Genomic DNA, 26,861 nt, shown 5'->3' on the forward strand with positions numbered 1-26,861 from the left:
CTGCCTTGAAGAAGGCAAGCCCATCTAACCATCTATTTTTCCCCGTCCACATATTTCCCGTAATCAGGGATGGCGATGTCATCAAATTCATCAACGAGCTTTCTGAGGTTTTCTCTCAATGTACCGGCTGCCATTGGGATTCCGTGTCCGGTAATGGCATAAGTAGGCTGCAGTGCCTCCAGCTTCTGGACTGAGCTGCGCGCTGCTTCCCAGTCGGTCGTCAAATAACGTGGAGGGCCGCTTATTTCCTGTTCCTGGGTCAGCACGCTGTACAAGGATTCTTGCTTGACCGTTACAAAAGCATCGCCTGCAATCAGGACACGATCGGACTCCCTGAACAGCGAGACATGTCCCGGTGTATGTCCCGGTGTATGAAGCCATGTCCATCCGTCCATATGTGGAATGGTTCCATCTTCGTTGAGAGCTTGTACATGTGTTCCAAGATCAATTCCCTCATGCGGGAAAGTAGGTGAGATTTTGGCAACGAGGCCTCCCTCGACCGTGGCATCTGGCTTCGGATAATCCTGCTGGCCTGTTAAAAAAGGCAACTCGAGCTGGTGGGCATAAACAGGAACCTGCCAACGCTCTACTAAATCGATGATCGCGCCAACGTGGTCAAAATGGCCATGTGTCAATATGATTGCCTTTGGTCTTGCTCCTTCGCCAAAAAGCTCCTCTGCTGCTTCAATGATTTTTTCAGCAGATTTGGGCATTCCGGCATCAATAAGCACCCAGTTTCCTGGTTCTTCAGAAACACGGACAAAACAAACATTAACAATCTGGACAGTAAGGCTGTAGACACCATTCTCCCCATTCTGAATCATCCCGCTCATTGTTGAAGTCATAGGCATATAACGTTCTGTCGAAGAGCTTTCTTTCACTAGTAAAACCTCCCATATATGAGCATCTCTTTGAGTATACCCTGTGTAAGGCTCTTGTATGCCGCTTGTTCAGTAATGGGAGGAGCTAGTAGTATACATTGAAAAGGAGAGACTGTATGAAGAGATTCACCGTATTTTTCATGCTCATGGCTGTTTTGAGCCTGGCTGGCTGCAGTGCAGATGGCGAGAGAGTGACTGCGAGAGATGTACTAAAGCAGAATGAAGACGCGGATATCCTTAAGTATGAGGGATTTATCTATAGCAATGCCACAGACTTGGAATGGTTTCAAGAAGTAAAGGATCGGATCCAAAAAGGGGAGGAAATCGGGAAGATCAAAAAAGCCACAACATCTAGCTTGTTTTTCTCCAATTTTTCAGCAACAAAGTTACCGAAAGGAACCGTGCTGTATGATACGAACGATGGGTATACAGGAACGATTTATGTAGAAACGGAGGATGGAGAGGTCCTGTATTATATTCAGTTACTAGAAGGGTGAGTGATTCGTTTAGCAAGATGGTGAAACTTGTGCCCGTGAAAGCGCAGAATCAGTAACCATGGTAACAAGATGCCCATGAACGATTGAAAATACGTAACCAATAATATAAAAGCTGAACCACAATCATACTGGTCCAGCTTTACCATGGAAAATCGATTTTCTTCACGAGCTCTGGGAAGTCAACGAAGGGGTTGCGATTTCCCTGGATATAGTAGATGGCCTGGTTCCGGTGCTTTTCATATAGGGTGGGCGGGAATTCTTCATTCCAGCGAGATAGCAGCGCGATGTCGACCTTCTTTTTGAACTCGTTCTTAACTCTTTTGGGATATCTCAGGAAAAAATAAAGCATTGCCCGGGCGGAGGCACCTTTGCCGTGTTCGGGTTCGAACTGAAAGCCTGTTGTGACTCCGCAGTTGTTCTGGATCGGTTCGTTTTCCGATTCCGGGTTATAAAAATCAAAATCGGCAAATGGGTGGTTCGAACGGGAGATATTGCAATCCGGTTCGCATACAAACAGGTGATGCAGGTCGCCCTTCATTGGTTCTGCGCCCTCGAACCAGGACTGAGGAACGATGTGCTCGGTGTTCATTTTAAAATGATCCTCAAAAACCTTCAGCTCTTTAATCGAGTCAAAACCATTCACCTGGATTTTTCGGGAACGCCTCCTGAATTCATCGTACTTTTCCCTCAGTGTTTCATTATCCTCAATGAGCAATGACTCTGGATCCTTCTGTTGGCTGGAGTAAATGCTTTTAGCAGTCCCGTCCGGATAAAGGTCCACCCATGTGTACAAATACAAATCCTTAGCCAGGAAGTATGGGAGCTGATTTTTGTGAGATTGGGATACGATTGTATGGAATTTGTAAAACAGGGCCAACCCTGACAAATCCAATTCCTGCGCACCTCGGTAATACGCTTCTATATCCAGCTTATCCTGAACAGGATCATAATAAAGCTGCTGGTTATGCTGGATATCGCGCCTGTTCTCCTTCAGGATTGTCAGCAGCTGTTTCAGGTCGAGAGAATCATATTTATGTTCCCAGCGAACCTGTTGTCGTTGTTTTTTATATTTTGACATACCGAACTCCTCATTCTTGTCATCTTATCCTTATTTTACCCTTTCAGAGTTTGTCCTTCAAAGAAATGAATAAGTCGAATAAAGAATCATGAGTTGGTAAAGCGAGTTCGTTCAGCGTCCTGTTCCATCTACTGTTACTTGCTACCTTTAAATTACTTAATTAGCTCAAGAATCATTTCCTTGTTTCTCTCTGAAAATACTTTGTTGTGAGATGACACCATAGCTGAATGGGAAGCTTCAGGTTCGATGAACTGTTTTGCCTTATTGACCGCATTGGCTGCATCCTGGAATGTCCCGGCAATCAAGTTCAATTTCCCTTCATGCTTTAAAATATCTCCTGCAGCAAACATGCCAGGTACAGAAGTTTCACTTGTTGGCGTTCCATCAATGTAGAAACCATCAACCATTTTCGTTTCTAGCTCGCTATTCTCAAGTAAGGAAGCATCCTGATCAAATCCATGATTCACCAGTACATCATCAATAGGAAGGCGAAGAACTTCACCAGTAGCTTGATTTGTTATTTCGACATGTGCAATGGATGTCCGGGTTCCGTCTGCAATTAATCTAGTAATGCTTGAATGGAACAAACATTGCACAGAGCTGTTCATCAGCTGGGTGACCTGTGATTCATGGCCCGAGAAGCATTCTCTCCTGTGTACCAAATAGATTTTTTTTGCCACCGATTCTAATGCATTGGCCCAATCAATGGCTGAATTGCCTCCGCCGGATATCACGATGGTCCGATCCTTGAAGTATTTGATGGAATTGACCATATAGTGTAGATTTGATAACTCAAATTTTTCCGCCCCGTCAATATTTAATTTTTGCGGCTTCAAAATCCCGCTTCCAATGGCAACAATGACCGATTTGGAATAATGTACTTTCCCAGAAGCGGCTTTTAGTAAAAATAAATCTTGGTCTTTGCTGATGGATTCAATTTTTTCATTCAACACAACATCTGGGCTAAAAGTCATAGCTTGTTCTTTTAACTGTTTAATCAAATTAGCCCCTGTTATAGGACCAATGCCGCCAACATCCCAGATCACTTTTTCAGGATAGACATGAATCTTGCCGCCAAGTTCTGGCTGGGCTTCAATGACCTTAGTCTTCATCTCGCGTAGACCGGCATAAAAGGCAGAATATAGCCCAGCAGGTCCGCCGCCAATAATACTAATATCGTAGATTTCATTTTTATCCATAGGAAACACTCCTCTAAATTGTATACGGGAACAAAAAATGAAAAAATGAATAATTCACAAATCTGTCATTGACTGAATAAAATAATAGCTTTATAGTATACATTGTAAACGACATTGATAATCATTATCAACGAGAAAATGAAAAACTTTGGAGGAATGATGATGGTCCGCTTATACACAGACCAATTAAAAGTGGGATATGGGGAACGGACAATCGTGAATGACCTGACTTTAGAAATCCCTGATCAGCAAATCACGATTATCATCGGCCCAAATGGGTGCGGAAAATCGACTTTGCTTAAGTCAATGTCCCGGATCATTCCGCATCAGTCTGGATCCATATTCCTGGATGGTTCGAGTATTTCTAAGGAAGATACGAAAACCCTGGCCCGGAAGATGGCCATTTTGCCCCAAACTCCCGAAAGTGCGGCAGGCCTGACGGTAGGGGAATTAGTCTCATATGGACGCTTTCCTTATCAAAAGGGATTCGGGAGGCTGACGAAAAAGGATATCGAAGTCATTGATTGGGCTCTTGAAGTGACGGGAACGGCGAATTATAAGTACGAGCCAGTCGATTCATTATCCGGCGGTCAGCGTCAGCGAGTCTGGATTGCACTTGCGCTCGCCCAGGAAACGGAAATGATTTTCCTTGATGAACCAACCACCTATCTGGACATGGCCCATCAACTTGAAATCCTTGAGCTTTTACAAAAGCTGAACAAGGAGCAAGGAAGGACCATCGTGATGGTGCTGCATGATTTGAACCATTCAGCAAGATTCGCCGACCACCTTGTTGCCTTGAAAGCAGGAAGCATCGTGAAAACAGGGACAAGTGAAGAGGTCATCAATAAGAAAGTGCTCAGGAAAGTGTTCAACATTGACGCTGAAATCGGGAGAGATCCCCGAACAAATAAGCCGATTTGCATCACGTACAACTTATTAAAAGGAGAAGAAGACAATGAAGAAATTAATCATGCCATTCCTGCTTATGCTGGTGCTTGTTCTTAGTGCCTGTGGAGCAGAAGAAAAGAAAGATAGCTCAAGCGAGAAAAAAGAAGATGATAAGCCGCAAACCATTACTTATGAATCTGAAAATGGTCCTGTAGAGGTACCTGCAAATCCGGAAAGAGTCATTGTGCTTTCTTCGTTCGCTGGAAATGTTATGGCCCTTGATGTGCCGATCGTTGGCGTTGACTCCTGGTCAAAAATGAATCCGCGATTTGAGAAATTGCAGGATGTTGAAGAAGTGACGGATGAAAACCTGGAGAAGATCATTGAATTGAATCCAGATCTAATCATTGGTCTTTCTAATATTAAGAATGTTGAAAAGCTGAAGGAAATCGCGCCTACTGTGACATTTACATACGGAAAGCTTGATTATCTTGAACAGCACCTGGAAATCGGGAAAGTTTTAAATAAAGAAAAAGAAGCTCAAGAGTGGATCGATAACTTCAAGGCAGATTCAAAAGCTGCCGGTGAGGAAATCAAGGCGAAAATTGGTGCAGATGCAACGGTCTCCGTCATCGAAAACTTTGACAAGGAACTTTACGTATTTGGCGATAACTGGGCAAGAGGAACAGAAATCCTGTATCAGGAAATGGGCTTGAACATGCCTGAAAAAGTAAAGGAAGCAGCACTGGAGCCTGGTTATTATGCAATCTCTCCAGAAGTACTTTCTGAATATGCGGGTGATTATGTGGTTTTCAGCAAGAATGCAGAGGGCGATACTTCATTCCAGCAAACACAGACTTATAAAAATATCCCTGCCGTTAAAAATAACCGTGTATTCGAAGTGAATGCAAAGGAATTTTATTTCAATGATCCTTTAACACTTGAATATCAGCTGGAATTCTTTAAAAAATCATTCTTGGAACAATAAAACTAGCAGGAGGAATTCTTTCGGAATTCCTCTTCTTGCTATCAGAAAGATGAGATGCAAATGATTAAAAACAGCTCGGATCACATGCTCATAAAGTTCGTAGCAGGTGTACTTGTCCTGGTTGCCAGTTTCATGACGGCAATGGTTTTCGGGGCAGCTGATACAAGCGTAAAGGAGATATGGCTGGCACTTACATCAACTGTTAAAACAGATACAATCACCATGATCCGTGAGATTCGGCTGCCAAGAGAGGTTGGCGCAATCTTCGTAGGTGCTGCCCTTTCGGTAGCGGGTGCAATTATGCAGGGATTGACGAGAAACCCTCTGGCTGACCCAGGATTGCTTGGTCTGACTGCTGGCGCCAATGCCGCACTGGCACTGGTCATGGCGCTCAGTCCATCTTCCGGTTACCTGGCCATAACGATTGCCTGTTTTATCGGTGCCGCTGTTGGGGTAGTACTCGTTTTTGGAATTGGCGCGTTGAAGAAAGGCGGATTTTCTCCACTACGGATCGTATTGGCCGGAGCTGCGGTGTCAGCCTTTTTGTTCGCCGTAGCAGAAGGAATCGGTCTGTATTTTAAGATTTCAAAAGATGTTTCAATGTGGACAGCAGGCGGCCTGATGGGCACTTCATGGGTTCAGTTAAAAATAATCGTGCCTTTCATTCTGTTGGGAATGCTGGTCGCATTTTATTTGTCGAGGCAACTAACAATTTTGAGCTTGAGTGAGGAAGTAGCAGTCGGACTTGGCCAGAAGACCAATTTTATTAAGCTGGTATTATTCATCGTAATTGTTTTACTGGCAGGGTCAGCTGTTGCACTCGTCGGGAACATGGCGTTTATCGGATTGATGGTTCCGCATATCGTCAGGATGATCGTCGGGACTGATTATCGATTCGTCCTGCCAATGTCGGCGTTATTCGGAGCTTCTTTCATGCTGGTTGCAGATACACTTGGTCGTACAATCAATGCTCCATATGAAACTCCAATCTATGCAATCATATCCATGCTAGGACTGCCGTTCTTCCTGTTCATAGTTCGTAAAGGAGGGAAGAGCTTCGCATGATCCACCCTTCCATTGTTAAAAAACAAAGAATCATAGTTGCGACGTTATTGCTTTTAATGGTGTTAACCATGATTGCGAGTCTTGGTCTTGGCTATTCCTCGGTTTCCTTTGACCGGATTTTGCCGACGCTGTTGGGGAACGGCACATTTAAAGAAGAATTTGTCTTATTTGAGATTAGGCTGCCTAGGATTATCGTAACACTTCTTGCAGGAATGGCACTTGCGATATCGGGGAGTATTTTACAGGGACTGACCCGCAATGATTTGGCCGATCCAGGAATTATTGGGATAAACTCAGGAGCCGGATTAGGAATTGCCGTTTTCTTTCTCTTTTTCCCAATCGATGCCGCTTCGTTTGCGTACATGCTGCCACTGGTTGCCTTCGGTGGTGCCCTGGTGACCGCAATCTTGATTTATTTATTTTCTTATAAAAAGGGATTTGGACTACAGCCTGTGAGACTGATTTTAGTAGGAATCGGTTTTTCAATGGCCCTTTCCGGTGCGATGATTGTCATTATTTCAGCAGCAGAAAGACAAAAGGTCGATTTTATCGCCCGCTGGCTTGCCGGCAATATCTGGGGAACAGACTGGCCCTTTATTTGGGCGCTTTTGCCATGGCTGATTGTCCTGATTCCGTTCACACTTTATAAGGCCAATCGTTTAAACCTTCTGAACTTAAGCGACCCTGTGGCTATCGGAGTGGGCGTGTCAATTGAAAAGGAAAGAATTGTCCTGCTTTTGACAGCTGTTGCATTAGCCGCTTCCGCCGTGTCGGTAACAGGCGGGATTGCTTTCATCGGACTGATGGCCCCGCATCTTGCAAAAGCATTGATTGGCCCACGAAACCAATTATTCCTTCCAATTGCAGTGTTGATCGGCGGATGGCTGTTATTGTTCGCAGACACCATCGGCCGCAATCTCCTTGAACCAGAAGGCATACCGGCAGGAATCATGACAGCGCTGATTGGTGCACCGTATTTTGTGTATTTATTACTGCGAAAATAGTAGACAAGCTGCCGGGCAATAAGCCAGACAGCTTTTTCGCAGTTGATTGATGAAATCTTCTCCTAAGTTAACTTTTTATCCATCCTATTGGACAATCCCAACCTAAATTAAAACATGTTCGACCTTTATCCGGGATTTTCGACCATTTGATTGGAATTCCGCATTCTATTCAGATAGAATTGAACTAATGCATTTTACCAAGGGAGTCGAATATAATGGGCAATTCTAACCATCAGATTAAAGTGAACAAAAATGAGTTTATTTGGAATACCCAGGAAGGGGAGCTGACATTTGATGGCGCTCCTGCTTTGCTTTTCTGGGATTCAGCGATTGAGCTGTTTTTGAATACGATTGAGGAAATTTCCGGCAGCGATGTATCAAAGACCGTTTATGAAGTGACGGGGTTTCGAATGGGACATCTTGTAAGCTCTTATTACGAAGGCAGGACAGACGTGGTTGAGCTGTTGAGTGAATATAGTGATATCTACAAAAGTGCAGGTTGGGGAATCTTCGAGATTCATGAGTACTCACACGAGGATAAACGGGCTGTGGTAAGGATACGCAACAGCTGGGAGCATCGAATTTTCAAGATGGCTGGTAAAAACAAGGCAGGTGTTCTGCTTCCGAGCCATTGGGCAGGCATTTTCAGCGGACTTTTCAAGCAGGACATGTGGTATAAAATGGTGAAGAGCCAGCAGGAAGGCCATGAATATGATGAGATTGAGATTTTTCCTTCTTCGGTTACCATATCGCAAAACATTCATGAGCTAGCAAGGAAGAAAGAACAGGAAAGCATCATGGAGTTGGAGAAGATGGTAGAGGAACGTACAGAAGAGCTCAACTCTTTGGTTCAGGAGCTCTCATCTCCAGTCATCCCAGTCCTTAATGGAATTCTCGTCATTCCGCTGATTGGCAAGTACAATGAAGAGCGGCTTAGCCAAATGGTAGAAAAAGCATTAGTGGAGATTACCAGACTGAAGGCTAAATATTTATTAATTGATTTAACAGGTATCAAGCATGTTGATGCATACACAATTCATGGAATTCAAAAATTGATCCAATCAGTGCGCCTGATTGGCGGCCAATGCTTCATTGTCGGAGTATCTTCTGAACTGAGCATTCAAATCTTGAGCTCTAACGTGAATTTAGAAGGAATTCAGTCCTTTTCAAGCCTGCAGCAGGGCGTGGAATATGCCATTCAGCAGAATGGGTATGAATTAGTTAAAAAGAATTAATTTTTGCAGCTGGACCGGGATTTCCTGGTTCAGCTTTTTGCTGAATTCATACCATTTTTTAAAACTTGAGGACATATGTCCTTCCTGAGTTGGCTTGTTTTATCATTTAATTAGAACAAACATAGAGTTTGGGGAGATTGAAAAATGAAAGGTTTGATTTTTGCTTTATTAGGGGGAGCTTTTATTACGCTGCAGGGTGTGGCAAATGCGAGAATCAGCCAGGATATCGGTACATGGCAGACCGCTTCAATTACCCAGTTAACCGGATTTTTGACAGCATTGTTCGTCTTGGTCTTTATTGTAAAAGGGCAATGGAATGGGTTAAGAAAAGTGAAGCCTCTTTATTTGATCGGCGGAGCTTTCGGGGCAATTGTGGTCTTTGGAAACGTTACGGCCATTCATTTTATAGGTGTCACGTTGACTGTTTCTGCTATGTTGATTGCACAGCTTGGAATGACATTCCTGATCGACCGAAATGGATGGATCGGAGTAAAGAAGCAAAAAATGAGGATTCCACAGCTGATTGGTATGACAATGATGGTTGCGGGCGTGATTATCCTCGGCTGGTAATTGATAAAAAAGGGCAGGGAAACTGATGAAAGAAATACAAGCTACAGAAAAAATAGAAGAATATCTGCGGTCTCACAAGGTCGAAAGTTTATTTACAAGCGAAATCATCGCTTACTTAACATTATTTGAATTTGAAAAAGGGGAGCAAATTTGTTCGCAGGGTGAGCCAGTTGAGTACTTATACATACTGGTGAAGGGGAAAGTGAAGATTTTTACCACATCAGAAGAGGGGAAGACCTTGATCCTTTCTTTTAAAACACCGCTGGAAGTCATTGGCGACATCGAGTATGTACAGGAAATCGACACCATCAATACGGTGGAGGCTGTTTCTCCTGTCGTCATGATCGGAGTCCGACAATCTGTTGTACGGAGATATTTAAAAGAACACTCACCTTTCCTGCAATTTTTGCTTGAAATCATCACCAGGAAATTCTATATAAAATCCCAGTTCATGCGCCATAACATCCTGTACCCTGTTGAGACCCGGTTAGCAAGTTATCTCGTGTCGGTCGCCTTTGATGAAAACGAAGCGCTCGTCAACGGGAAGGTCAGCACTTCGAATCTTACGGACATTGCTAATTTAATTGGAACGAGCTACCGGCATCTTAATAGGATCATAAAGGATTTTTGCATGAAAGGCCTGGTGGAGCGGGATAACGGGGCAATAGTCATCAAGGACCTAGAGGGATTAAAGTCCCTCGCTAAGGAAGAGCTTTATGAGTAAGAAATCGGAGGAAAAACGATGTTATTAGGGTTACTATTCGCAATAATGGCCGGCACGCTTGTCGGGGTTCAAAATATTTTCAACAGCAAGGTCGATGAAAAAGCAGGCTCATGGACAACTACGACATTGGTATTGGGTTTAGGCTTTTTGGCATCTTTCATCCTTGGCTTCTTCTTTGAAGGGTGGAAAATGTTCGATTTGCAGCAAATGAAAGGATGGTACTGGTTCAGCGGATTGCTCGGAATCGGGGTCGTAGCAGGCATCGTTCAGGCGATAAAGCATCTCGGACCGACTTTCGCGATCTCTATTGTGTTGACATCCCAGCTCGGGTTCGCTGTCTTGTGGGATTCTTTAGGATGGATGGGATTGGAGAAGGTACTTTTTAGCTGGCAGCAATTCATTGGCGTGCTCGTGATCATAGCAGGAGCCATCGTTTTTAAATGGAGCGAAGGTAAGGATGAAAAAAGAAGTGTTATCACTTCCAAGGTTGTTGAAAAAGCAGAAGTATCATAAGATCATACCACTCGCGGCAGTTCGCTAACTGCCGTTTTTCTTTTTTGAGGTAGTTATGATTATATTTAATCATCTGGACATGGTATAATCTTAAAAAGAAAAAATGGAACAATCTATAGGAGCTGAACTTGTGAATCCCATCGAAAGATTTTCTGAATACCTCATCGAACACTCAGATACGATCAGTAAGGAAATTACAGATTATAATGTGAAAAAGCTTGAAATTGATCTGCCAGAAGAAATCATCCAACAATCCATAAATACAAATAAAGCATTCCTGGAGTTTCTGGGTGATACACTGAACCTATCAAAAGAAACAGTGGCAGAGAAATTCATTAAGTGGTATAAAGCTAGACAGGCAAACAGGCCTGAATATCAGTTCAGCCATGACGAACTCGCAAGTATCCTCAAGCCATATGCAGAAACTCGGCTACAGCTGATTGAAATGATGACGAAAATTTCAATTGCAGAAGGGCTATCCACCAAAGAAGTGGTTTTCGTCAATAACCGAATCAGTTATCTGCTTGATTTAAGTATTACGGAAACCATGATCGAACGCGAAAAGCTCGCAAATGAAGAGAACAGCAGGAATCAAAAAATCATCACAGAGCTGTCATCGCCCATCGTTCCGCTTGCAGAAGACATGGCTATTCTTCCATTGATCGGCGAATTTGATTACGAACGCAGCGACCATATTATGACTTATGTGATTCCACAGATCAGCGAACTCAGAATTAAAAATCTGATTATCGACTTCTCAGGTATCGCCACGATTGATGCAGAAATTGCAGCACGCATCTTCAATATCAATAAAGTCCTTAAACTGATTGGAATTGAGACGATGCTGACGGGCATACGACCAGAACTCGCAGTCGATGTCATCAACACAGGAATCGATTTTTCTAAATTGAACACATATGGAACCGTTAAGCAAGCGATTATTGCTTACGGAAAGTAAGAACAGCAGTGCCATTACAGCTCCTATGAAGATAACCGCACTTAGTTTTAAATAGAACAAACTATGCTTGGACTATGGTCCAAGCATTTTTTATTGTTCCCTGCCATATAGCTTGAGTACTTGGTGTAGTAAGGGCTCTTTTATAATCGATACCTGTTCAACGGAAATAGTCTGTTAGTTAAAGAAGATATTAAATTGTTATAAAAATCATGATTCCTATAAAAATTATGCCTAAGCTTAGTAAAATTAAGATGGTAATTCGGGTATTTTATTTTAACCATTCATGGAGACTTTCCATAGTTGTTTTTATATATCTCCAAATAACCGAACCCCTTGATATAATCGAGTTCTGTCGAGACCCTATATTAATTGATTACGATATAAGAAGAATAGGATTTAAAGTGATAGCTTTATTATTGGCTAAATAAAATCATATTAACTATAATAATCCAGTGCACTTGAATACATAGACCCTATATACAGCATGTTAAAGAATCAAGAGAAAGCAAGGTGGTAAACAAAGTGGGAAGAATGGAGAGAAGGCAGCAACGAAAGACATCAAGCAGGATATGGAGTGAATTTCAGAAGAAAGATATAAAGTTTAAGATTATTGGCATTAGTATCGGATTACTCCTTTTGGGTCTTCTTATACTAAATATCATGATTTGGACCAGTGACGTGAGCAAACTTGAAGACCCAGCTCCTAAGCCGACGATCATTTATGATCAGAATGATGCTATAGCAAGCAAGGTGGCAGCGTCAAACATTGAAGGCGTAAGCATTGAGCAAATCCCAGAACATCTGATACATGCTGTCATTTCTACGGAGGATCAAAGGTTTTATAAGCATGATGGAATTAACTATTTTGCGATAGCTAAAGCCTTTATGCAGAATACGTTAAATGGAGAAATTGTCGCTGGCGGCAGCACGCTGACACAGCAGCTGGCGAAAAATGCATTCTTAACACAGGAACGCACTTATACAAGGAAGTTTAAAGAACTGATCCTTACTAAAAAAATCGAAAGAAAATACACTAAAGATGAAATTATCGAACGGTACTTAAACCAGATTTATTTTGGAGAAGGCGCATGGGGTATACAGAGTGCAGCCCAAACTTATTTTGGCAAGGATGTTAGTGACCTGACATTAAGTGAGTCAGCAATGATTGCTGGATTAATAAAAGCTCCCTCACTTTTATCTCCTTTTAAAGACATGGATAAGTCTATTGAACGGAGAGATATTGTTTTATCCTTGATGGAAAGTGAAGGATATATCAATCAAAAGGAGCTCGAAAAAGCTAAGGAACAGCAAATCGTCCTGCAAGGCAAGAAGATCGATGATTATAAAGGAAAATACCCTTATTACGTTGATCATATTATTGAAGAAGCGATAAAGAAATATGGCCTTACTGAAAACGAAATTCTATCTGGCGGACTGCGTATTTATACTGAGATGAATCCTGAAATTCAGGCAGCAGTTGAAGAAGTCTACAAGGATAAGAATATGTTTCCAGATAGCCAATCTGATCAACTGGTCCAGAGCGGAGCCGTTTTTATCACTCCAAAGACAGGTGGGATAGCAGCGATTGTTGGCGGCAGAGGGGAACACACCTTTCGCGGGTTTAATCGCGCAACACAGCTGAAGCGGCAGCCAGGATCTGCTATGAAGCCATTGGCAGTATACACACCTGCACTTGAGCAAGGCTACGATATGTATGATAAGCTGGAGGACTCTCCAATTAATATAGATGGATATCAGCCAATGAATTACGATAAGCAGTTCCGCGGAGAGGTGACCATGTATGATGCGGTGGTTAACTCCTATAATGTACCCCCAGTCTGGCTGCTTGATAAAATGGGAATGAAGTATGGAATCAATGCAGTAGAACGTTTTGGGATTAAATTAGAGGAAAAGGACCATAAGCTTGGATTAGCCCTGGGCGGTATGAATGAAGGAGTATCTCCACTATTAATGGCGCAAGCATTTTCTGCTTTCCCTAATAAAGGGACAATGGTGCAGGCGCACTCCATTAAACGTATAGAGGATGCAGAAGGGAATTTGATTGGCAAATGGAATAGCAATGCAACCAGAGTAACCGAGGAGAAGATCGCTGATAAAATTACTTACATGCTTAGAGGCGCTGTTCAGGAAGGTACTGGTGAAAATGCCAGAGTCGATGGCTGGGAAATCGCCGGTAAAACAGGAACAACAGAAAATCCTACTGGGAATAACGAAGGTACCAAGGACCACTGGTTTGTCGGATATTCTCCAGAGATTGTCGGGGCAGTCTGGATGGGATATGACAAAACAGATGAAAATCACTATTTAACTGAGTCAAGCGGATCAACCGTTACAATAATATTCAAAGAAATCTTCTCAAAGTCTATTAATCAATTTTCACAAAATCAATTTAATTTAGCTTCGATCGAGAAGCAGATAAAGGACCAGAAGAAAAAGGAGAAACAAGAAGAGGATAGAAGGGAAGAAGATAAGAAGAAGAGAGAAAGAGAAGAGGAGAAGAGAGAAAAAGAAGAGGAGAAAAGAGAGAAAGAAGAGGAGAAGAAACCAGAAGAGGAAGAAAAGAAGATAGAAGAAGAGGAAAAGAAACGAGAGGAAGAAGAAGAGAAGCGAGAAGAAGAACAGGAGAAGAGAGAAAAGGAAGAGGAGAAAAAGCGAAAGGAAGAAGAAAAAAAGGATGACGATTAGAAGCGAAGGGCCCTTACCCTTCGCTTTTCTTTTTTTGGGAATAACTAGGCTGAGGACCTTCTAAGTATGTGGGCTTCTTACTTGGAGATATAAGATATTTGCTCACTGGCTTTTTGATAACAGGTAACATGAGAGCTTCGAATGGAAAACATAAAGATTGACTATGATGGATAAGGGTCTCTTATTTTTTTAAAATAAATCCCTTTCAACCGGAACTTTTTTACATATTTGTACGTAATAGGATAAGAGAGGTGGATGACTATTATGATTTATAGGTTAACATTTAAACTGTTTTTATCATGCATTCTTTTGTTCGTCGCAGGCTGCTCAACTTCAGTCAAGTCAACATCTCAAGATCCTAACATTATTGCTTTAAAAACTGTTTTAGAGCATCAGTTCACGGGACCGGACCAAGAATTTATTGAGGGAACTGACAACATCGAAAAGCTTGAACAGTATTATGAAAAGCGGTATCAACCTTACTTTACAGAAGAAAGGTACAACAGCTTCATTGCAACCACAGCTTTCCAATATGTCCTTGTTGCTTATAATAACGGCAAGGAAATAAAGGTGGAAAAAGTGGATGTTGAAAAGGAAGAAGATGCTTATACTTTTAAGGTGACCGTATGGTACGGCAAGAAAGATGGCGATCAAGAATCTGCAGAGGTTACAGGCAGAGTTAAATTTAACGAAGAAGGCAAGATTACTAATATCCAATACTTGAATGATGATGGATTGTCTGAAAATCTGAGTAATTAAAGTATATAAGTTATCGAAACTGCACTCTGGAATTAGACGCAATGTCTAATACTAGAGTGCAGTTTTTGTTTGCCAGTTTTTAAAAAGGGGAACGTTTAATTATGAAGTTTGGGAGAAGGGATGAGCATCCTATGATTGAAAACAAAACAAAGGCGAAGAACGTGTTCCTTCCAATCCTACTGGTTGCGATCGGCTTAGGGACATCCATCACCTTTCTATACTTATTCGCGGAACTGGCAGAGGAAATGCTGGAATCGGAAATCAATAGATTCGATGACAGCATCATTCAATTTTTCCATCGAATTGAAACAGATTCTTTAGATGTCGTAATGTTTCTGTTCACTGAAGCAGGATCCGTATGGTTCTTAACCATCTTTAGCGTTATCATCATTTCCTATCTTTGGTTGAAAAAGAAAGATAAATGGAGCATTATCTTTTTTATTGTTGGAATCGGTGGGGGTGGCCTGCTGACCAAACTGTTAAAATACTATTTCGGCAGGGAACGGCCTTCAATCGATGAAACCATTGACGCGATCGGCTACAGCTTCCCAAGCGGCCACTCCATGGGATCATTGATCTTTTACGGATTCCTGAGTTACTTCCTGTTTCGCTCAGGCCTCCGAAAAAGAATCAAGTGGATCGCGTTATATACAGGTGGCTTACTGATCATGATGATTGGATTCAGCAGGATTTATCTAGGAGCGCACTATCCAAGCGATGTCATCGCTGGCTACCTGGCAGGAAGCATCTGGCTCATCCTCTGTATCCTGGCACTGGAATATGTGAAATGGAGAAGCGCCTCACAAAGAAAACCGATCAAGGCATTCAAGGAGTTTATTGGTAAGCAATTGAGTAGTTGGGGATAGAAGGAACCCGTGTGCCTTCGTTACGTATGAAGCAATGAACATCATGATTAGTTTTGCAACTCTAGTCATTGCCGTAGCCGCATTAGGTATTTCTGAAACAAAAAGAAATGACCTACCCTGCAACGCCAATTGTTTGAGTAGATCATTTCTTATTCACATTAGTGGCCGCTGCACTTCAAGCAGCTTGCTGTACATTGAGTTTCCGGTAGCAGCCGGAAGCTCTTTTTTTTGAATTGTTAGGGATATTATAGCAGTTTTGAAAAGGAAATCGAAACATTTTCGCAAATGACAAGCTTCACCCATGGAATAACGAAAGAAGCCAGAAATGCTGATATCCACCAGTGTTGTAGCATATAAATGAGTACAACTATTCTCCGAATTGCAGGTGAGTGAGATGAAACTACAAAAAGGTTTTCAGAATTTATCTAAACGGAACATGGATTTTGAAGAGGTCTTCCAGCATATACTGTCGTTCATCCAAGTGCAGCCAAATGGCAATCACAGATTGATCATCGGCACGGACTCTCAAGTACATAGTTCGTACACCCGATTCATCACAGGAGTAGTCATACAAAGGGAAGGTAAAGGTGTATGGGCGTGTTACCGGTCCGTTAATATAGCAAGGAGAATTGAAACCATACAGGAGAAGGTTTCATTGGAAACAAACCTCACGCAGGAAGTTGCCTGCATGTTCACACCAAAAAAACAAAAACAAATTATCGATCTAGTGCTTCCATATGTCGAGAAAGGTGCCAGTTTTAAGATGGTAGGGCATTTGGACCTGGGCCGGGGAACGAAAAACAAAACGAGAATATATGTGGATGAAATGATAAAGCGAATCGAATCAATCGGGCTCGAGGCGCAAATCAAACCTGAATCATTTGTCGCATCCAGTTATGCGAACAGGTATACAAAATAAGGGGCATGCATCTTTATTTTAAGTAATTTTTCATGATCCCTGTTTTGGTTGAGTCCAAATGAAATCAATTTTCCTTTATTCTCAACTGCCATTGAAAGAGATATAATAAAGGTTGATCTCGGAAAGTCCTATTATCAATTGGTTAACGATGTTAATCTATGTTAACATTACATGATTTATAGAATAGACAATATGAAACAATTATAGGAGAATCCTAAAATGAAAAAGAACTATATAATCTTACTTTTAACAACCATTTTCATGGTGGGTTGTACCAATGTAGAAGATGCACCTATTACAGATAAAGAAACAGATTCGCAAGAAGTATCTACGGGTAATACAAATGAAAATAGTGAAAAAGAAGAAACTACCACGGTTGTCGACGAACCAGTAGTTGAGGAAAAACCAACCCAATCAAATGAAGAAATGTTCTCAGGATACAAACTAATTGAAGTTGATGGTGGTGATCTGTCAGGATATCGTGAACCTAACGTCGTCGTAGATATTGGATACGGAGACCGTGAATATTGGGCATTTACGAATGAGTACGGGCAGCTAGTACGCGTCATTGCTGAAGAAATTATTCTCCAAGATGACCGTAGCGAACCTGTATTATCTTCTGGCAGATACTACTCTGATGAAGCAAAGGTTCCCGGTGTCGTAAGTGACGTTATAGATGAAGGGCATGTCATTGCTGATTCTCTTGGAGGGGTATCGAATGCTTATAATATTACCCCACAAGATAGCACACTTAACCGTCATGGTGATCAAGCTTATATGGAAAAATCGATCCTTACCGCAGGTGGAGCAACTAACTTTGAAGCAATTATCACATATCCGAATAATCAAACCCAGATTCCTTCAAGTTATCAGTATACCTATACTTTAATGGGTAACGAAATCATTGATACATTCGACAATGTGAACCCTGATGCGATAAACCAATCACTCGGTTCAACAGGCAGTGAGCCTTCCGATTCAACCAGTTCAAATACGGATGGGGATATTTCTAGTGTTGATACAAACGGTAATGGACAGGTGACGATTAAAGAAGCAAAAGCCGCAGGTTTCAGCATGCCAATAACGAGTGATCATTGGTTATACCCTTATATGGATGATCGTGATGGGGACGGTATGGTAGGTGAGTAAGACATCTAAATTTGTATGTTGAAGTTATTATGACAGGTTTGGCGGCACAGAGGCCCAAGCTGTCAAGAAAAGCTCGTTATTGTGACAGGTTTGAAGGTGTAGGAGCTAAAGCTGTCAAGAAAAGCTCGTGATTGTGACAGGTTTGAAGGAGTAGAGGGCAAAGCTGTCAAGAAAAGCTCGTGATTGTGACAGGTTTGAAGGTGTAGAGGGCAAAGCTGTCAAGAAAAGCTTGTTATTGTGACAGGTCTGAAGGAGTAGCGGGCAAAGCTGTCAAGAAAAGCTCGTTTTTATGACAGGTTTGAATGAGTTAGGACTAAAGCTGTCAAGAAAAGCTCGTTATTTTGACAGGTTTGAAGGAGTAGAGGGCAAAGCTGTCAAGAAAAGCTCGTTATTGTGACAGGTTTGAAGGTGTAGAGGCCAAAGCTGTCAAGAAAAGTTTGTTATTGTGACAGGTTTGAAGGTGTAGGAGCTAAAGCTGTCAAGAAAAGCTCGTTATTGTGACAGGTTTGAAGGAGTAGAGGGCAAAGCTGTCAAGAAAAGCTCGTTATTGTGACAGGTTTGAAGGAGTAGAGGCCAAAGCTGTCAAGAAAAGCTCGTTATTATGACAGGTTTGAAGAAGTAAAGGGCAAAGCTGTCAAGAAAAGCTCGTTATTGTGACAGGTTTGAAGGAGTAGAGGGCAAAGCTGTCAAGAAAACCTTGTTATTGTGACAGGTTTGAAGGTGTAGGAGCTAAAGCTGTCAAGAAAAGCTCGTTATTGTGACAGGTTTGGAGGATCAGAGTACAAATCTGTCAAAAAAACTGTCATAACCGGTTTTGGTAAGTGATATGGATTCTGTTCATTGGAGAAACAGAAAAATTAAAAGGAGGCCAAGGGAATAACTCCCTTGGCAATTTTTATTTAAATACTTTATCCTCATAACTATACTCTTTTTTATCCTTTGTCCTTACTACAATCCTATATGGATCTTGCTTAACGTGTGGCCATATTTCATCTGATTTGACAAATTCTTCGGCCATGATGTACAGGTCGCTGGCATGTTCGGCTGCACCTTTGTCAGTGCTTTTCATTTCCATAGTGATGAATATGGTCATCAACCCATCTTTGCTTTTATAGCCGACGCCGGAGACTTTGTATTTTTTATAGGTTTTAAATTCATGGGCGATCCCTGAAACTGCATTGCTCCAGCGTGCGTATTGATCACGTTTGACTACATCAAACTTCCTGATAGTGACCTCTACATAATCCTTATCGTTGGCAGCAAGGGCATCCTCGATAGCTTTTCTCATTTCATCAATTTTGTCCTGCTTTTCAGTGTTTGGAACCTCGATTTCAACTTTATCAATCATGTATCCGACAGGGTTCTGGTAACCAAATGGTTCCAGGGCTGCCTGGACGATTCGGAACACTTCATCACTTTCCTTTTGGATTTCTTCTTGTTCCTGTTTCCATTTTTGTGTAGGCTCACGGTGCTGTCTTACTTTTATAAAATAATCCTCGATTCTCGTTCCTTTGAATTCTTTGCCCTGGACGATGGAAAGCCCGATTTTTTTCACACTTGCTTCCATCTCTTTGACCTGCTCTTTAGATGCCTCCAAAGAAACGGTCAATCCTTCGTTATTTCCGCCAACAAACTCGGTCACTTGCTTCACAGGGTATCCTTCCTTTTTCAATGCTTGAGTTAGTCGCTCCGACAAGCCTTGCTCAGGACTATCAAAGATTGAGCTTAATGGAGGGATCTTTGCTACCATTTTCGCCATTGTAGGGGAGACAAATCCTGAACCAACAAATAACATAAAGCTCGCGGCTATCGCGGCAGTAGTCACACCGACTTTTTTCCAAACGGTCCATTGCTTTTTAAAAGATTTATTGAAATCAGCAAGTTCACGGGCCACTCGATCCTTCCGTTCATCGTCAAATTCTCCAGAAGAGAACCGCTCTGGCAGCTCCTTTGTAAACTTTTCAAGCGAAACGGGGATTTGCATTTCATCTTTGTCATAACCCATATGAATTCTCCTCCATTTGAAAGTGCTTATCCTTTTTCACCAATTCTCCGAGCTTTTTCCTGCCCCGTGACAACCTCGTTTTCACAGTATTGCTATTTTCATTGAGAATTAGGCTGATTTCCTTGATGGACAAGTTTTCATAATAAAACAGCAGCAAAGGAACGCGCTGGTCCTCCTTTAAATGGGTAATCAGCTGCAGCAGTTCCTGGCGAGTTTCCATTTCAACAGCCTTTTCCTGAGCAGACTCGGATTTCATTTTGGAGATTGCTTCTGGGTTTTCCTCTAAATCAATAAACTGATTTCGCTTTTGCTTACGGTAAACGTCGATCGAACGGGTATAGACGAGCCGGTAAAACCACGCTTTAAAATGGCGGATCTCCACATCTCGCATAACACTGAGGTAACAGTCCTCCAGGGCAATCTGGACAGCATCCTCAGCCAGCTCCCGCGAACCAAGTATGAGGTAAGCCGTCCGGTAAGCTGAAGAAAGCAGGGTTTCTACCAGTTGGCTGAATGCTTCTCCATTACCTGCCCGGATTTGGTTTAATAATCTCTGTTCATCACTCACTGGGCAACCTCCATAAGTTATTTTCACTAGTATGTCGTTCTGACGAGTGTCTAGGTTTCATTTTTGCGAAAAAAATCACTCAGCTATGTACAGTCCTATTATATAATGTAACAACTCCTGAACTTGGATATTTATGCTAGAATACTTATCAAAGCCATTGACTGAGGGGATGAGATACATGTTAGATAATAGCGATAGGTAAGGCTTTGATATTATCTCTGCCTTTTCCCCCGCCCCACACCGTACGTGAGCCTTTCAACTCATACGGCGTTCCATCGACATTAATAGATTTTCTGTTTCCTCACAGCAATTTAATTCGGGAATAGTTATTCATTATGCGACCTTGTTTATTTCATAAGGGAGTTCCAAAGTGTCAATTCCTACTTTTTTCCTAAACTTATTGAGTTTCTCTATCTGCTCTTTGTTTAAGTTCAGAGCATTTAGGAATTTCTCAATAACTTTCCGATTGGTAGCGTGAATGAGTTTATGAATCTCATAACTTACAATCGTTAGATTGTTGTATGAGTCATCCTGTTTAATGTGATAAGGAATAATGTGGTGACATTGCACGGTATCGAGTTCTAATTCTTCACCTGATACCGAGCATTTCCCCATTTGAGCAATGAATTTAGAGATACGATTATCTGCAAATTCGATTGTTGCCCTTTTATTCACTACAGGGTTATTTCTCAACCACTCTAATTTCCATTCGGGAATGACAGTTAATTTCTTATGAATTTCCAATCGCCCCTGCTCTGTGTATTTATTGACAGAGCGTTTAATGTTTAAAGGATTCTTATGTTTTACATAGCCAATGGGTAGTATTGGGTACTTCCTGTAATATCTGATCATGGAAGAATTCATATAGGCTAGGATGCCTTTATGCTTTCCCTCATACTTCCCTTTTCTAGTCAATCCAGTAAGTCTGTTGTTGAGGACTTTTAGAATGTAAAACCCTAGTTTTCCGAAGTCGGTACTTACATGTGTGGCTATCTGGTAATAGTTGTGAATACCATTGACCATACTGTTGTACTTATTCATTTCAGCAAGGGCTTCTTGTCCTCTAGAACATTTCTTGATTGCTTTAATTTGGTTTCGTAGCTGGGCATGAATTCTTTTGATAGCTTTAGGAGAAACATTAGATTTCACAACGAATTTTGGTTCGTTGGATTTCTTCTTTCCTTTTTCTATCATTTGGAAGGTAAAACCTAAGAATTCACTAGATTCTCTTTTCAGATTAGTGATTTTAGATTTCTCCGTTGAGATTGTAAGCCGAAGTCGTTCCTCAAGCCATTTCTTTGTCGCGTGATATGTTTTGACGGCCTCTTGTCTTGTTTGACAAAAGATTTTGAAGTCATCGGCATACCTGACTAAGTATATTTCTTTCAGCTTGGAGTGAGTCCTTAGCTTTTTATTCTCATTTTTGCGGTTCCTTCTGCCATCGTTACGGTATTGCGGTGTTATTTCCTTTAAATCTCTTTCTTCCCATTGATTCGCAATCCACCAGTCAAATTCATTAAGATTGATGTTAGCGAGTAAGGGGGAAAGTATTCCTCCTTGTGGAGTACCTTTAGTTGGGTAAGAAATGTTCCCATCAGGCATAACAATAGGTGCTTTAAGCATTCTTCTGATTATGACTAAAAGTTGTTTATCCTGTATTCCTAATGTCCAAATTTGGCGCATTAGTTTAGTATGGTTTACTTCATCAAAGAAACCTTTAATATCAATATCTACAACATATTGCATACCTCCGCTGTTTACTCTATGTGTTGCATCAGCGAAAGCATTTTCGGCCGACCTGAATGGTCTGAATCCGTAGCTGTGTTTATTGAATTTGGCTTCACAGATTGGTTCCATCACTTGCAGGATACATTGTTGAGCTATTCTGTCCCATATGGAAGGAATACCTAGTGGTCTTGTTTTTCCATTGGGTTTCGGAATATCGACTCTTCTTACCTTTCTAGGTTTATAGAAATTGAACCGCTTTTTAACCAAATTTAGAAATTGGCTAGTTTCGAGTTTTTCTATATCATTAATAGTGACTTCATCGACCCCAGGTGTCGGACTTCCGTTATTGCGTTTGATGTTCCGATAAGCTAGGAGAATGTTGTTATCAGATGTTATTAATTTCATAAGATTGCTGAAATTTTTTCCATCCTTACTATCCTGATACAGTTTGTCGAATTCGCCTTGCATGTCGTAATACTCGGCATGGCGAAGTTTAGAATCCTTAAGGTTTTTGTTCTCCGTATTAAATCTCATGGTTTATCACACTCCCTTCTGGATTTGTGACCTTTTCAGTCTTACGAGAATCCATGAAGTGTGAGGTTTCCATTCTATTAGATATCGACTTGTGGCTGTTCCTCCAGTTCCATTACGGAAACTTCAAAGGTCGTGCCACTACTTTCGTTATGATTAAACAAGGTTATGAATTCCCTTGTACTGCTTCATAGATTGTGATCTCTCCGCATTCATAACTTCCGACGTTCCTTTATCCCTATCAATATCTAGACTTAGGTGCTCACTTTAGCCCCGTATCCTTGATGTAGCCTGTAACTACATATGGTTTTTCCTAATCTTCAATCGTACTCAACCACAGATACCACGCATTTATTGCATGACAGGCATTTCTACCTGCTCTACTCTTAGGAGCCGTACATTCGCAAGTTCGTCAGTGTTCTCACACATTCTCACCATATCTAGTTTTTAATGACCTCCGGCATATCATATACAGACACTACCTCTAGCGCCTTTTCGATGTACTTTCGTATATTACGGTATATTTCTGCCGACTTTAACGAGCTTCGTACAAAGGATTTAATCACATTTTTCCTATGCACGTCGTAGCTTTAAGGGAAGCGTTTCGGGGCGTTACTCCGTCATTCCACTTCTTGGGATAAAAGTTCTACAATAGTTCTGCGTTTCCTAAGAAACTAGGAAACTTGCGATAACTAAAGCGCACCATCTTTTTAACGGTGAACGTCTCGCACGAATACTAGAGTTGGAGTTTGCATATCTTGCTACCTTTACAACTCGGACCGACAGGGATTGGGGTTTTCTATTTTTAAATGAGAATCAGCCTGTCTATTATGACGCGAATCATGCGCATATACGCAAAGAGGTGAATCATCCAGAAAAAGTGGTTGATGAAGTCATTTCCTTTTATCAGGCAAAGAAAATTATTCCACGGTTTTACATATATAACCCCGCTGAACAACCTGATTTACTGCGCGAATTAAGGTCAAGAGGGTTTGGATATGAGGAATTAGCAACGCCTGTACAATTATGGGAACAAAAAGTGGTTAAACTGGATGAAAATGAATTTATCACAATTGAAGAAGTTACTGAAGCGAACTATCATGAAGTTTTAGAAATCGAATGTAGCATTAAAGAGATTGGCGGGAGAGAAGTTCGAGAAAAAGCGTTAAAGGATGAATTTGAACATCCAGCATACCAGCACTTTTTGTTAAGATACAAGGGTGTCGCCTGTTCGACGGCTTGTATCTTCGCTCACGGAAAGCAAGCTCGCATGGAAAGTGTGGCGACTTTAGAGGGGTACCGGGGAAAAGGATTGATAGGATATATCATTCAACATATTCAGCAAGAAGTAGAAAAACAGGGTTTTGAAAACCTATGGGTATTTCCTATTAATGAAAGAGTCGAAAAGTTTTATAGCCGTTATGGCTTTGATACGGTCATGTCACTGACGCCAGGGCATGCCTTTTTAGGTGGAAAAAGCATTACTGAACTCCAAAATGGTTAACTTCCTAGCAAAAAAATGACCTACTCTAAGATTAGTAGGTCATTTCTATATCATTCTAGTTTCCTGTCTTCTCGATAAAAAAAGTAACAACCACAAAAAGGATAAACGCAACAAGCAGCAGGGAGCCGCCGACTATGAACAGGACCATCACCAATGTATCGTCCAGGTTGAATGGGTTGATATTGTACATCCACATTCCGATGGTGAGTCCGAGTGAACCAATCATGCCGGTAATAGAATGGATGGCAACTAGTTTCTTAGATTTGATTTGATAGTTTTTGTAAAAAATTCCCCAGGCGAATACGGACAGCCAGCCGACTAACAGGATGTGGGCATGGATCGGGCGCATGGCATAGTCGCCGGCGCCCGCCATATGTGATCCCATGAATGTTCCGATCAGTCCAAAAATCGCTGCAAATCGTATAAGCCGAATACTCCAAGTTTGTTCCATTTTTCATTCCTCCATTTGTTTTTCTGTAGGGAGCGTTATTGTAAAAGTGGTACCATTATGAATCTCGCTCTCCACTTCAATTTTTCCATTGTGTAGTTCAATGATATGTTTGACAATCGACAGTCCCAACCCGGTTCCATCTTTCTTTCGCGCTGCGTCGACACGATAAAAGCGTTCGAAAATCTTTGAAGCCTGCTCCTTGTTCATACCAATTCCAGTATCTTTGATAATGACCGTGGCAGATTCGTCGTTTCCAGTAATCTGGATAAAAATGCTGCCTCCAGGCTGGTTGTATTTAATACCATTCGTCAAGAGATTGTCCCATACCGTCATCAACAGTTCCGGATCAGCAAGAATCGGGGAAGGGGGGAGATGGTAAGAGATTTCAATCTCCTTTTCCTCCAGCCTCCATTGATGCCTTCTGACTGTTTCCTTGATCTGCATATCAATCCTGGTAATCCCACGCTTCATTGGATAGGATTTTTGATCCAATGAAGTCAAAAGCAACAATTGTTTTGTCAGGTTAGACAGCCGCTTGGATTCCTGATCGATGATTTCGACATATTCAAGGTGCTCATCATCGAGTGTCTGTGTCTTCAACAACTCCGCATATCCCTGAATATTCATCAATGGTGACTGAAAATCATGCGATACATTATTGATAAAGGATTTCCGCGCATCATCATTGTGCTGCAATTGAACCTGCATCCTGCTGAAGCTTTCCGCAAGCTGTCCGATTTCATCTTTTCGGTGGATATCCAATGGGTAGTTAAAATTTTCTCTCGTGATTTGCCTCGTGGCTTCCGTCAGCTTCGTGATCGGCTGGATCAGGTGTTTGGCAAACCAAATCACGCCGCTGATACTGACGATTGAAACCGCGACGAAAAACCAGGCGAAAATCACATGAACATCGGAAAATAGCAATTTGTTATTTGGTCTCAAGTATAAGCCATAATCCTCGTCTCCAATCGTAAACGGTACTCCGACAGTATTATCCAGCTGATTCGAAAAATGGCTCATCATCATCCATGGAGAGTTTGAATTGTCCATTCCATGATATATTTCTTTGTCTTCCACGACCTTAATTGCCTCAGCTGGCAGGTTCTTTTTCGAAAAAGGTTCGCCAAAGAAGAATTCCTCGCCAGATTCACTTAGTACATAGAGTTGATAGCCCAGTTTGCTGATGGAGTCGAGATATCCTGTGAAACTTATATGGGTTGTCGAGTGCATTTGTTCGAGACTTGAGGCTACCTCTTCAGCAACCTTTACATTCTGTGAGTCAATCCGTTCCCTTGTCGAGGTCATGTAGACCCAGTTGGCCAAAATGAAGGCAATCACGATGCTGATTCCCAGGATGAGAAGGGTGGCGATGATGAATTTCCGATACAAAGTTTTCATTTCAATTCCTCAAGTCTATAGCCAATTCCGCGGATCGTCTGGATTTCCAATGAAGCCTTGTGCTTTTTCAGGCGATCCCTGATTCGGTTGATATGGGTGTTCAGCGTTTGCTCACTGCCCTCGTAGTCCGCTCCCCAGGCCTGGTCAATCAATGATGCGCGTGGAGTGGTTTTATTGATCCGTGAGGCGAGGATACTCAGCAGTTCGAATTCCTTTAGCGGAAAAAGGATTGTTTCCTGATTGATTTCGACCTCAAAACTGTTGCGGTCAATCTTCATATTCCCGATTTGGATCATCGAATCGATAGCCCGCTGCATCCTGCGGAGGACAACGGCTACCCTGAATAAAAGCTCCTTCACTTCAAAAGGTTTTACAATATAATCCTCGCTGCCTGACAGGAAGCCTTCTTCTTTATCGCTCAATTGGCCTTTAGCGGTAAGGAGGATGACGGGAATCTCCCAGTCATCGGTAAGGATCTTTGTCAGCTCAAAACCATTCATGCCGGGCATCATCACATCGACAATCGCCAGGTCGGCATTCTGGTTTTCAAGCAATGTTAATGCCTCCTCGGCATCGTTTGCCCTGAAAACCTGATATCCTTCCTGAGTTAAATGGATGGTTACGAGTCTTTGTATATTAACATCATCATCAACAACCAAAATTCTCATATTTTA

At 41.8% G+C, this 26,861-nt stretch carries 25 protein-coding genes and 1 pseudogene; 17 read left to right on the forward strand and 9 right to left on the reverse strand.

All coding sequences use genetic code 11. The features are described from left to right. Nucleotides 1-32: 32 nt before the first annotated feature. On the reverse strand, nt 33-851 hold the full coding sequence (locus RH061_RS10035) for an MBL fold metallo-hydrolase (protein ID WP_311076351.1): 819 nt from the start codon (nt 849-851) through the stop codon (nt 33-35). A 146-nt stretch (nt 852-997) separates the two neighbouring features. Here RH061_RS10035 and RH061_RS10040 point away from each other — a divergent pair, with 146 nt between their 5' ends. After that, a complete protein-coding gene (locus RH061_RS10040; RefSeq protein ID WP_311075768.1) occupies nt 998-1,378 on the forward strand; it encodes a hypothetical protein in 381 nt (126 codons plus the stop codon). 139 nt (nt 1,379-1,517) lie between these two features. Here RH061_RS10040 and RH061_RS10045 read toward each other — a convergent pair whose 3' ends face one another. Beyond that, nucleotides 1,518-2,456 carry an endonuclease I family protein gene (locus RH061_RS10045; RefSeq protein WP_311075770.1) on the reverse strand — a complete coding sequence of 313 codons (939 nt, stop codon included), beginning with the start codon at nt 2,454-2,456 and terminating at the stop codon, nt 1,518-1,520. A gap of 152 nt (nt 2,457-2,608) precedes the next feature. Then, on the reverse strand, nt 2,609-3,655 hold the full coding sequence (locus RH061_RS10050; protein ID WP_311075772.1) for an NAD(P)/FAD-dependent oxidoreductase: 1,047 nt from the start codon (nt 3,653-3,655) through the stop codon (nt 2,609-2,611). A 162-nt stretch (nt 3,656-3,817) separates the two neighbouring features. On the opposite strand from RH061_RS10050, the gene RH061_RS10055 reads away from it, so the two are divergent. The 15 genes and pseudogenes from RH061_RS10055 to RH061_RS10120 all read left to right on the forward strand — a co-directional run bounded on the left by RH061_RS10055 (nt 3,818) and on the right by RH061_RS10120 (nt 18,002). Beyond that, nucleotides 3,818-4,663, forward strand: a complete 846-nt coding sequence (locus tag RH061_RS10055; protein WP_311076353.1) for an ABC transporter ATP-binding protein — start codon at nt 3,818-3,820, stop codon at nt 4,661-4,663. Continuing rightward, nucleotides 4,614-5,534 carry an iron-hydroxamate ABC transporter substrate-binding protein gene (locus tag RH061_RS10060; RefSeq protein WP_311075774.1) on the forward strand — a complete coding sequence of 307 codons (921 nt, stop codon included), beginning with the start codon at nt 4,614-4,616 and terminating at the stop codon, nt 5,532-5,534. The genes RH061_RS10055 and RH061_RS10060 overlap by 50 nt, the downstream gene beginning before the upstream one ends. Before the next feature lie 84 nt (nt 5,535-5,618). Then, on the forward strand, nt 5,619-6,599 hold the full coding sequence (locus RH061_RS10065; protein WP_396654891.1) for a FecCD family ABC transporter permease: 981 nt from the start codon (nt 5,619-5,621) through the stop codon (nt 6,597-6,599). Next, nucleotides 6,596-7,603, forward strand: coding sequence for a FecCD family ABC transporter permease (locus tag RH061_RS10070; RefSeq protein ID WP_311075776.1), 1,008 nt, complete (start codon nt 6,596-6,598; stop codon nt 7,601-7,603). Before RH061_RS10065 ends, RH061_RS10070 begins: the two co-directional genes overlap by 4 nt. A gap of 215 nt (nt 7,604-7,818) precedes the next feature. Then, the gene (locus RH061_RS10075; RefSeq protein WP_311075777.1) at nt 7,819-8,838 is read left to right on the forward strand and encodes an STAS domain-containing protein; all 1,020 of its coding nucleotides are present in this window, start codon (nt 7,819-7,821) and stop codon (nt 8,836-8,838) included. Nucleotides 8,839-8,982: 144 nt separating this feature from the next. Then, on the forward strand, nt 8,983-9,408 hold the full coding sequence (locus tag RH061_RS10080) for a DMT family transporter (protein ID WP_311075778.1): 426 nt from the start codon (nt 8,983-8,985) through the stop codon (nt 9,406-9,408). A gap of 25 nt (nt 9,409-9,433) precedes the next feature. Next, nucleotides 9,434-10,132 carry a Crp/Fnr family transcriptional regulator gene (locus tag RH061_RS10085; RefSeq protein ID WP_311075780.1) on the forward strand — a complete coding sequence of 233 codons (699 nt, stop codon included), beginning with the start codon at nt 9,434-9,436 and terminating at the stop codon, nt 10,130-10,132. 18 nt (nt 10,133-10,150) lie between these two features. Then, the gene (locus RH061_RS10090) at nt 10,151-10,645 is read left to right on the forward strand and encodes a DMT family transporter (RefSeq protein WP_311075782.1); all 495 of its coding nucleotides are present in this window, start codon (nt 10,151-10,153) and stop codon (nt 10,643-10,645) included. 130 nt (nt 10,646-10,775) lie between these two features. Continuing rightward, the gene (locus RH061_RS10095) at nt 10,776-11,603 is read left to right on the forward strand and encodes an STAS domain-containing protein (protein WP_311075783.1); all 828 of its coding nucleotides are present in this window, start codon (nt 10,776-10,778) and stop codon (nt 11,601-11,603) included. Nucleotides 11,604-12,134: 531 nt separating this feature from the next. Beyond that, nucleotides 12,135-14,309: a transglycosylase domain-containing protein gene (locus tag RH061_RS10100; protein ID WP_311076355.1), complete on the forward strand. Its 2,175-nt coding sequence runs from the start codon at nt 12,135-12,137 to the stop codon at nt 14,307-14,309. A gap of 264 nt (nt 14,310-14,573) precedes the next feature. Next, nucleotides 14,574-15,068, forward strand: a complete 495-nt coding sequence (locus tag RH061_RS10105) for a hypothetical protein (RefSeq protein WP_311075784.1) — start codon at nt 14,574-14,576, stop codon at nt 15,066-15,068. A 101-nt stretch (nt 15,069-15,169) separates the two neighbouring features. Next, on the forward strand, nt 15,170-15,934 hold the full coding sequence (locus tag RH061_RS10110) for a phosphatase PAP2 family protein (protein ID WP_311075785.1): 765 nt from the start codon (nt 15,170-15,172) through the stop codon (nt 15,932-15,934). 28 nt (nt 15,935-15,962) lie between these two features. Further along, nucleotides 15,963-16,166 (forward strand): annotated as a pseudogene (locus tag RH061_RS23085) (hypothetical protein); the annotation flags it as partial. Nucleotides 16,167-16,328: 162 nt separating this feature from the next. After that, nucleotides 16,329-16,853 (forward strand): ribonuclease H-like YkuK family protein, encoded by a 525-nt coding sequence (locus tag RH061_RS10115; protein WP_311075786.1) that lies wholly within the window; start codon nt 16,329-16,331, stop codon nt 16,851-16,853. A 219-nt stretch (nt 16,854-17,072) separates the two neighbouring features. Further along, nucleotides 17,073-18,002 carry a DNA/RNA non-specific endonuclease gene (locus tag RH061_RS10120; protein ID WP_311075787.1) on the forward strand — a complete coding sequence of 310 codons (930 nt, stop codon included), beginning with the start codon at nt 17,073-17,075 and terminating at the stop codon, nt 18,000-18,002. A gap of 895 nt (nt 18,003-18,897) precedes the next feature. Here the strand turns inward: RH061_RS10120 and RH061_RS10125 are convergent. The 3 genes from RH061_RS10125 to ltrA all read right to left on the reverse strand — a co-directional run bounded on the left by RH061_RS10125 (nt 18,898) and on the right by ltrA (nt 22,837). Continuing rightward, nucleotides 18,898-20,007, reverse strand: a complete 1,110-nt coding sequence (locus tag RH061_RS10125; RefSeq protein ID WP_311075788.1) for a DUF4179 domain-containing protein — start codon at nt 20,005-20,007, stop codon at nt 18,898-18,900. Continuing rightward, complete coding sequence (locus RH061_RS10130; protein ID WP_311075790.1) at nt 19,997-20,575, reverse strand: RNA polymerase sigma factor; 579 nt, start codon at nt 20,573-20,575, stop codon at nt 19,997-19,999. The genes RH061_RS10125 and RH061_RS10130 overlap by 11 nt, the downstream gene beginning before the upstream one ends. 333 nt (nt 20,576-20,908) lie before the next feature. Then, nucleotides 20,909-22,837 carry a group II intron reverse transcriptase/maturase gene (gene ltrA, locus RH061_RS10135; RefSeq protein WP_311075791.1) on the reverse strand — a complete coding sequence of 643 codons (1,929 nt, stop codon included), beginning with the start codon at nt 22,835-22,837 and terminating at the stop codon, nt 20,909-20,911. Between the two features lie 739 nt (nt 22,838-23,576). On the opposite strand from ltrA, the gene RH061_RS10140 reads away from it, so the two are divergent. Further along, nucleotides 23,577-24,338: a GNAT family N-acetyltransferase gene (locus RH061_RS10140; RefSeq protein WP_396654868.1), complete on the forward strand. Its 762-nt coding sequence runs from the start codon at nt 23,577-23,579 to the stop codon at nt 24,336-24,338. A gap of 55 nt (nt 24,339-24,393) precedes the next feature. Here RH061_RS10140 and RH061_RS10145 read toward each other — a convergent pair whose 3' ends face one another. The 3 genes from RH061_RS10145 to RH061_RS10155 are packed head-to-tail and all read right to left on the reverse strand — an operon-like array spanning nt 24,394 to nt 26,855. Continuing rightward, nucleotides 24,394-24,789: a hypothetical protein gene (locus RH061_RS10145; RefSeq protein WP_311075793.1), complete on the reverse strand. Its 396-nt coding sequence runs from the start codon at nt 24,787-24,789 to the stop codon at nt 24,394-24,396. A 3-nt stretch (nt 24,790-24,792) separates the two neighbouring features. Further along, the gene (locus RH061_RS10150) at nt 24,793-26,187 is read right to left on the reverse strand and encodes a sensor histidine kinase (protein WP_311075795.1); all 1,395 of its coding nucleotides are present in this window, start codon (nt 26,185-26,187) and stop codon (nt 24,793-24,795) included. Beyond that, nucleotides 26,184-26,855, reverse strand: coding sequence for a response regulator transcription factor (locus RH061_RS10155; protein WP_311075796.1), 672 nt, complete (start codon nt 26,853-26,855; stop codon nt 26,184-26,186). The genes RH061_RS10150 and RH061_RS10155 overlap by 4 nt, the downstream gene beginning before the upstream one ends. Nucleotides 26,856-26,861: the final 6 nt, after the last annotated feature.

The organism is Mesobacillus jeotgali (assembly GCF_031759225.1).
GTDB lineage: Bacteria > Bacillota > Bacilli > Bacillales > Cytobacillaceae > Mesobacillus > Mesobacillus jeotgali_B.